The organism is Undibacterium sp. GW821-FHT07F11 (assembly GCF_059418665.1).
On sequence record NZ_JBWKQH010000021.1, the window covers coordinates 1 to 9,352 of the forward strand.

The following is a 9,352-nucleotide window of genomic DNA, read 5'->3' on the forward strand; positions in this document are numbered from 1 at the left end:
ACGCTGATTGATGGACAAGGGAACAAGCTCAATACCACGCCTGGCATGCAGGTGGTGGCGGAGATTAATCAGGGTAAACGCAGTGTGCTGGAGTATTTGTTGTCGCCGGTGCAGAAGTCGGTTAGTGAGGCGGGACGGGAGCGGTGAAATGTTTTGTTGTAAATTATTTTAATGCTTTAATAAATAGAATTTTTATACGATTTATGAATTTGAAAAAAATGAATTATCTGAATAGGACATCAAAATGTTAACTGGAACTCCACTCGACCTCACATCTTTCGGCGCAGTATTGCACGGCCTTGGTTGGTTGTATTGGCTACTCGTGATAGCAGCGTTGGTTTTTGTCGTATTCAAAATTAAAGGAAAGAGCAAGAAAATTTTTGGCTTTGTACTCGTCTCTGCAATAACTGTCGGCCCATTAGTTTTGTATAGCTGGACGCGATATCAACACGAGCAAGCTGTACAAGCTAGATTAGACGTAGCTATGTCGCGCTTTGATGAGTTATGCAAAAATGCAGGCGTAAAAATTTACCGAACTGTCGATGACGTAGATGGCATTCAATTGCTGAATATTCGTGGAGAAGATGGCCCAAGGAGGATGAACGATCCAGATTGGCCCGATGCAGGTTTGCCCGGTGAATCAGAAGGTGAATGGTACATACGCAATTTCTTGATGTGGGAGCACCATGAGGATAAGCGAAACGCACGCGGTTATTTAAACGAAGATGTTAGTGAATTGCCTGGATATCAGTTTGTTGATGTTGTCAAGAAAGATGGAAGCGTATTTAGATATGAGTTCAAAAAAAAGTCAAATGGCATCGAGTTGTCTCGAGGCTTAGTTGAAAGCCCACTTGCACGCTACGCGGTGTCTTACTTAAATTACGTTGAACCTAGTGATAGAGCAAAATGGATTGCAGGGACAACCGTTTTAATTACTGATACTTTAACCAAAGAAAAAATTGCTGAAAAAACTTGGTATGCGATCGATCGGGGACAGGGAAGTACGACCGGCTTCCGAGACCCTTGGTCACATGCACAAATTTGTCCGAGAGAATCTGGCGGGGGAGCGCACGCAACACGTCTATTTGTAGATCAAATATTGAAACCAAAGAAACAAAAATAAATTATGACGAACTCAACTAATTCAAATATAAATCCTATTCTTAAGTACTTGAAGTATGCCAATCTACAAATGGCTGCTGAGGCTCTATATGGACTACGGAACGACGCTGTTAGCTCAACTTTCAAAGGGCCGATTGATGCTGCGGTGCTTCAGACGGGCAATACCCGCTCGAGTAAATTCTCTGAAACGCAAGCAACAGAGTTTGTCGGTGACTGGGACGTTGTTGAACATATTTCAAATACCAAGACAGGCTTTAGCGGCACGCTATTTAAATGCAAGACAGATGACCCAGCGCGTGGACTCGTTGCCGGTCAATTGGTGATCAGTTTTCGTTCTACCGAGTTTGCAGATGATGCGGTCCGCGACAATAAAGAAACTAATACCCTGGAAATTAAAGAAACGGGTTGGGCTTTCGGTCAGATCAGTGATATGAAAAACTGGGTGGACGGTCTGTTCGCCAGCGGAAAAATTCCGGTTGGTCAGCCATTGGACGTTACAGGTTATAGTTTGGGCGGTCATCTGGCAACTGCATTCAATCAACTGTATCCAGCAGCAATTCATGAGACTTACACTTTCAATGGCGCGGGGGTTGGTATTGTAAATGAAGGGAGTCTGACGGAGATTATTACTCGTTTTGAACAGCAGCGAGTGAATGCCGATGGACAGCAAATACAATTTAGCGATCAACCTTCAAATGTTGTATATCAAGAGCTTAGGGCGAAAATCATTGGCGGAATCGAGCCAACGCTTGCAGATATTGAGAAGGCCAAGATGTTGGTCAGCAATGCAGGCGAAAGCGCGATGCTGGTAAAAGCACTAGAGCGAATCAGGGCTATTTTCGGTGAAATCGACTATGTAAGTAAGTTAGCCAATTCCGGTACGACGCCTTTGCAAATTAGTGCTGCAGATATTGACGCGACTAAACTTGATTATCAAATGGCGGTGCTTTTGGCCGGAAAAAAAACGTCTACCTTCAGATCTGGTGTGGTTATGGGAGGATGGGCGGCTTATAAAGGCCGTTCTATCGCGCCTACAGGAGCAATTCCAGGTTTTTATGATTTGTTTGGTGCTAACTGGCCATCAGCAGTTTCAAATTCCCAATATCATTATGGTTCCGAGACACCTATCACGATTGAGGATCAGCCTTTATATAGAGGTTCATATAATTTTGATGTATTGACTGAATCTACGTGGAATTTTGACCTGAAACTTATTGTCGATAATTTTGACCAAAATGATTTTGGAGATACACATAGCTTGTCGTTGATAGTTGACTCACTGAACACACAAGCAATATTTGCGAAGTTGGATAACGGATTTGCAACAGATAAGTTCGCTTCCATATTTGCAGCCGCATCAAATTTAAAAAGCCTCGAACTCCCGGGGGTTCAGGGCAATGCTGAAGGGGATGTCCTGGAGAATATTGTTAATAGTCTTGCTGATACTTTTGGTCTGGGTTGGAAAGACGATCAAAGACTTAAAGGTAATCCCGAAGGGGGCACCTGGGCAATTATGGATGGCTCCAAAGATTCAAAATATACTGACAGGACCACTTTCTATAAAAAGCTTAAAGAAATTCAAGATTCCGAATATTTCAAGCTATTGGCTGATAGTGTCACTGTAGTTGCACCGCCCAAGGATGGTTTGTTGGCAAAAAGCGATTTTGGCGCGTTTTTAAGTTTGTATTACCAAACCTCATTTGCATTCAAGCCAAAAAACGACGAGGCAATCACACTTCTGAAAGCCGCAAACGGCGATCTGGGCTTGAAATGGGCTGAAGACAGAACACTGAGCAATGCAGATCATGCTGCCGGAAAAGCTAATTTTAGTGACCAATATTTGATGGATCGTGCAAAAGCACTAGCGTGGATAATTGATCGCAATGAATTGAATATAAGCGATGGCCGATCGCTTGGATTCAATGGTGAAACTGATCGGTGGAGATTTGAGGACAGACAGAGTCAGATTACGATCAATACACATCCAAACGCTAACACTAAAGAAGGGGAGCAACTGAGTGGTCATTTCCCAGAGCACTATCTTGTCTTTGGTAGTGATAAGAATGACGCTGATTTGAAGGGCACTAGTGTTGAAGACCACCTCTACGGCGGCAAGGGCAACGACACCCTCGACGGTGGCAAAGGCAACGACTACCTCGAAGGGAATGAAGACAACGACCAGCTCACAGGTGGCGAGGGTGATGACATCCTGCGCGGTGGCAAGGGTGACGACACGTATTTATTCGACGGCAATTATGGCAAGGACACCATTTTCGATAGTGACGAAGGTGGCACTGTTCAGATTAATGGTGGCGTGCTGACCGGTGGCAAGAAACTCTCTGAAGGGGTCTGGAAAGGTACCGACAGCAATAATGTCACATACCTGTACACAGTGCTCGACGATGGCGCTGGTGGTAAAGAGTTGGTCATCAAAAAAGAAGACAGTGATGGCAGCAATAGTATCACTATCAAAAAATGGGAAAACAAACACCTCGGCATCAATCTTGAAGGCCCAAAAACACAGCCTGACCCCGCTTCAGATATCCTTATTATCGGTGATCAGGATGTCGTCAAGAATGACGGTAATCTGCGTGACACTTTTCACAACGCGCATATTATTGGTGGAGACGGCAATGACAGTCTTTTCAGTAGCGAAGGAGAGTTCTTTTACCAATTCTACGGTATGGGTACGAATGACTGGCTTGAAGGAAATGATGGCGACGACTATATGGAGAGTGGCTGGGGAGATGATACGCTGGATGGAGGAAATGGGAATGACATCATATTGGCTGGTGAACACTATGATGGCAGGCAATATGATGGCTTGATACCGCATGCCAGTGGCAGCGACAATGATGTCGTTAACGGTGGCAGCGGTAATGACCGTATAGGCGGTGACAAAGGAAATGACTTACTCAATGGTGATGACGGTGACGACATTATCATTGACGGCAATGGCAGGGATACTATCAATGGTGGCGATGGTGACGACTGGATATTTGCAGTCGGGGGTATTATGAATGAGGCTCAATTTGGTATTAAATATTTTGGAATGCGTGACTATTACTATAAATTGCAAGTTGTTTCTCTGGTTAATAACGGATATTTGCAATTAGAACGAAATCCTAATTGGAATCAAAGTGTAAAAGTGTACCGAGGCATAGATGATGTAACACACAAGCCAATGTATGCCGAACCTGTGTATGGATCATCAAATAGAATTTACACATCAGGTAAGGATGATTATTCGGTTATTGCCGTGGATGGTTTCTTTACAAATGATGGTGTTCACGAGGTACACAGTTTTCCGGGAGTTCTAACTGACCCTGATATCATTGATGTCGGCAGTATTTCCGACGGTGGTGCTGGTAATGACAAGATTCTGGCCTCCCTAGGTAATGACACGGTAAGCGGTGGCAAGGGTGATGACTATATCTGGGGCCGTGGCGGTGCAGACGTCTTGAATGGCGATGATGGCAAGGACTATGTCTGGGGTGATAGTTCCCCTGCTAATTATCTCGATCTCCTCGATGGCAGCAAAATGGACGCATGGAAAGTCAAATCTTCCTTGCATGCTGCCGATTTGATCGATGGCGGTAAAGGTAACGATGTCGTGTTTGGTCAGGGCGGTGCAGATACTGTCCTTGGTGGTGAAGGTGATGATGATATCTATGGTGATGATGTCTATGATAATTTGACGCCACTCAGTGTGCACGGCAATGATTCGCTCGACGGTGGTGACGGTAATGACACCATTACTGGCGGTGGCCGTGACGACAAACTCGATGGTGGCAAGGGCGATGATGTCTTGTGGGGTGATGGTTACGTCGACGGTAAAAAAATACTCGAAGGGGATCTGCACGGATCGGACTACCTGGACGGTGGTGAGGGCAATGACACCCTTGTAGGCGGTGGTCGCTCAGATACCTTGCTTGGTGGTACAGGCAATGATCAGTTGCATGGTGATGATGGTTTCATCAACATGGACAAACTGGGCAGTAATTACGGTAATGACTACCTTGACGGTGAGGCTGGTGATGACGTCGTTGACGGCGGTGGCGGTAACGATACCGTGATTGGTGGTGATGGCGATGATGTCCTGTATGGCGATAACGGCAGTGAAAGCGTAGAGGTCAACAGCCAGGGTGATGACTTGCTGATAGGTGGCAAGGGTAATGATCGCCTTAAAGGTGATGCTGGCGCAGACACGCTGGATGGCGGCCTTGGTGTTGACGTTCTGGAAGGTGGTGCAGGTGCAGATACTTACCGTTTCAATGTAGGTGATTCACAGGCCATACAAAACATGACCGACGGTATAGACGACAGCGCTGGCGGTAACACCATAGAATTTGGTGCAGGCATCGGTGAGATGGATTTGAAAGCCGTTGAGTCTGGTACAGGCGATTTGATACTCAACTATTCTCAAAGTGATGCCATCATCATCAAGGGCGGCATGAGTGGCACCATATCTACCTACAAGTTTGTAGACGGACACACGATCACGAACCAGCAATTGCTAGAGGCTAATCACCTCGGTGGCATTGATGTCGAGTCAAACACAGAAAGTGATACCGTCGTTGGTGGCTTTGGTAATGATCATATTTCTGCCAATGGTGGTAAAGCTACCGTTACCGGCGGAACAGGTAATGACAAAATCACTGGCCGCAATGGTAACAACGCTTATATCTTCAGATTGGGTGACGGTGCAGACGATATCAATGATACTGGCTTGAGTTCAACAACCCAGGCTGTCATCGGCGGTAACCGCATTGTCATGGGCGCAGGCATAGCTGCGAGTGATATCAGCCTGACGACATCGGGCGGGTCTTTGCAACTGAACCTGGCATCAGGTGATTCAATCAAGCTATCTGCAACTGATATTCAGGATCTGCAGGCCAGCCATGCACTTGATACGGTAGTGTTTGCTGACAATAGCAGCGTCACCTACACTGATCTTCTAGCTAAAGGCGTTGATGTCAAACAAGCGACGCTGGTAAATGGTGTGAATGTCTTGCAAGGCACTTCAGTCGATGACCGTATTTATGGTACGACAGGCAATGACAAGATGCTGGCCGGCGCTGGCAATGACATCATATATGGTGGCGAAGCAGACACCATGGATGGTGGCACGGGTGATGATACTTACTCTATCAGCCAGTACAACAATACCACTGTCAATGTTTTGATCAATGATGTCAGCGGCAATTCTGTCTTGAAACTGGGGGCGGGTTTTAGCAACACTGATTTTAGCCTCGCAGCGGCAATCAATCCCAAAGACCTGGTTTTCAAGAGCGGCAACAATACCATCACGATACAAAACGGCGCGGCCAATCTGGGCAATATAAACAGTATCAGCTTTAGCAATGGCACTGTCCTCAACAAAGACACCATCGCCAAACTGAGTGCGCCTGTTTCTATTGATGGAACACCCGGCAATGACAAACTTACCACTGGCGATGGTAATACCCGCATACATGGCTATGCCGGTGATGACAGCATCACTGGTGGTGCTGGTAGTGACCTTTTCTTTGGTGATGCTGGCAATGACACACTGCTGGGTGGTGAAGGTAATGACCGTTTGTTTGGTGGTGATGATGACGATCGTATAGAAGGTGGCGCGGGCAATAATGTGCTGGGTGGTGATGATGGCTATGACACTCTCATCGACGGTGCAGGTAGTAGTGTGCTGCTTGGTGGTTATGGCGACGATACCTATCAGGGCGGCGCTGGTGACGACACACTGGTTGATGACTTTGGTAGCGATACTTATGTGTTCAGACTGGGTGATGGTAAGGACACCATCGCTGATGGTACTTACCGCGAACATGACAGCAATTCAGTTGATGTAATCCGCTTTGGCGCAGGCATCAATGCAAGCGACCTGCGCGTCAGCCTCAGTGAGAGTGGCGCGGATTTGATTGTCGGCTATGGTAATGGTGATCAAATCACCATACTTGGTGGTGCGGATGGTGCAATCGAGACCTATGAGTTTGAGAATGGCCAGGTGTTGACCCATGGTGACTTGTTGGCGAGCCGGATAGAAGTGCAAATCCTGAATGGCAGCAATGGTGACAATCAATTGATGGGTGCCAAAGGTAATGATCAACTCAGTGGATACGGTGGAAATGACACGCTCAATGGTGCTGGTGGCAACGACACTTTGCAAGGCGGTTCTGGTAATGACACCTATATCTACAAGGGAGGGGATGGTGTAGATACCATCATTGATGCCGAAGGCAATAACGCGATCATTTTTGCTGCAGGCATACAGATGTCAGACCTGAAAGGGCATCTGGTAAAAAATGCAGAGGACAGTTTCCTGCAGGTGCAGATCGGTAATGGCGGCGATCAGATCTTGCTGAAAGATGGTTTAAGCCTGGCCAATACGACTTTCAAGTTTGCTGATGACAGTGTACTCAAGCATGGGCAGTTCATGGATTTGTTGTATGCAGATCCTTTGAGTCTGAATGGTTCTGCTGCTGGTGAAACACTGTATGGTGGCAAAGGCGATGATGTTATTGATGGCGGTGCTGGCAATGATGTACTCATTGGCGGACATGGCATGGATACTTATTTGTTGGGCCGTGGCACTGGTCAGGATGTGGTTACGGAGGTGGCCGGTGAAACCAATCTGGTCAGCCTCAAGGCTGGTGTTGAATTGGCTGATCTTGCCGTGCAGCGTCAAGGTGACAATTTGTATATCGCGATTAGTGGTAGCGAAGATGGCTTAACCATCAATAATTACTTTGCCACCGATATGAACTGGAACATCAAGACTGCGGCTGGCAGCCTTGCCTCTGTCTCCAGTTTGATGGCAACTGTAACGACGGGAACACCAAACAGTACCAGTGCGCAAAAGATTGATCAGTACCGTAGTAATTTTATGCGCGCTCATGAGAAATATATGTCAGCAGCACAAAGTGCGGGCGGGACCACGTTAGAAAATTATTTTGAAGGTGATGTAAGAGTCATCGCGAAGAAAACCACGAGTGTATCCGCAATCACCACGACCAGAACCGTGTCGGACGCTGCTGAAATTATGGCGTTTGACCCGGCAGTCAATGTACAGACTTCTGTTTTGTCTGATCAAACGGTGAGCTATACGGTCAAGACGACAGAGTTGACATCGGTAGGTAGCGACGCTGCATTTGTGCGCAAGATTGATTTGGACGAGTTGACCAAGACCGGTGGTGGCATTATTAGTGCACCAAATAATACAGTGGCGGTTTATGTCGATAAGATTGATCCTGCGACTGGCGGTGTCAAGAAAGAACTGAGCTATTTCAATCAATACCAGAATTTACAATCTGTGAATGTTAATAAGACGAGTGCGACGGCATCTACCCTTATTGAGCGGCATCTTGAAACCACGACCAAAGTCGCCTTAAGTGTGGAAGATATACGTGCAGGTGCATCTGTCAATCACATTTTGTATGCAAATGCAGTGAGTTACAACTATGCATATGGCTATCAAAGTGTAGATGCAGGTGATGGAGACGATTTTGTTGATAGCGGTATGGATAAATTTGCCCAGGCCAGGGAAACGGTAAAGTGGACACTAAAATATCCAGATATGCGCGATTTCGATGTCTATCCATCTGATGTGACGGCAGTGTATTACCTTAACGATGATGGCTTGTCTGGGAGCTTTGTTTATGGTGGTGCAGGTAATGACACCATTGTAGGTACACAAGGCCGGGATGAAATTATTGGCGGCACAGGTGACGACTTCATGAATGGTGCCGCGCAGGGGGACTGGTATCGCTTGTCAGCGGGCGATGAAGGTTGGGATGTGATTTATGATTCGGGGATTAGCGAAAGTAGCAGAATTAATTTCCCTTCAGAAGAGTACTTCATGGTTGATGTTGATCAAAGCACCCTGCCACAAGACAAGGTCCTCTTTGAAGCCGGCATTAATCTGTCCGACCTCAATTTCTCATGGGGCAGGTTCGAAGCGGATACACCACATCAGACCCTGAATATCTCGTGGGGCGAAGGCAAGGGTGTGCGTATCGTCGTAGCCAATGAGCAGGATGCCACTGGCTTCGGTGTGGAAGTTTTCGAATTTGCCGACGGTACCAAGCTCACTCTTGATCAGATGATGGCGCATGCACCAGCGAGACCAATATTGGGTGCCAATACCGCTCCTGTTGCAGTCGGTTCCATAGCCTTGCAAAAAGTGGCAGAGAACAAAGTCTTCAACTTCACTTTACCTGATGGCCTCTTCAGC

The 9,352-nt window shown here is 46.6% G+C and carries 3 protein-coding genes; 2 read left to right on the plus strand and 1 reads right to left on the minus strand.

The annotated features are described in order from the left end of the window. The first annotated feature begins 244 nt into the window (after positions 1 to 244). Positions 245 to 1,123 carry a hypothetical protein gene (locus tag AC07OI_RS29645; protein ID WP_495259646.1) on the plus strand — a complete coding sequence of 293 codons (879 nt, stop codon included), beginning with the start codon at positions 245 to 247 and terminating at the stop codon, positions 1,121 to 1,123. Between the two features lie 264 nt (positions 1,124 to 1,387). On the opposite strand, the gene AC07OI_RS29650 is transcribed toward AC07OI_RS29645, so the two are convergent. Continuing rightward, a complete protein-coding gene (locus tag AC07OI_RS29650) occupies positions 1,388 to 1,642 on the minus strand; it encodes a hypothetical protein (RefSeq protein WP_495259647.1) in 255 nt (84 codons plus the stop codon). A 1,554-nt stretch (positions 1,643 to 3,196) separates the two neighbouring features. Between AC07OI_RS29650 and AC07OI_RS29655 the strand changes: the two genes are divergently transcribed. Continuing rightward, on the plus strand, positions 3,197 to 9,352 hold a 6,156-nt coding region (locus tag AC07OI_RS29655; protein ID WP_495259648.1), incomplete at its 3' end, for a hypothetical protein.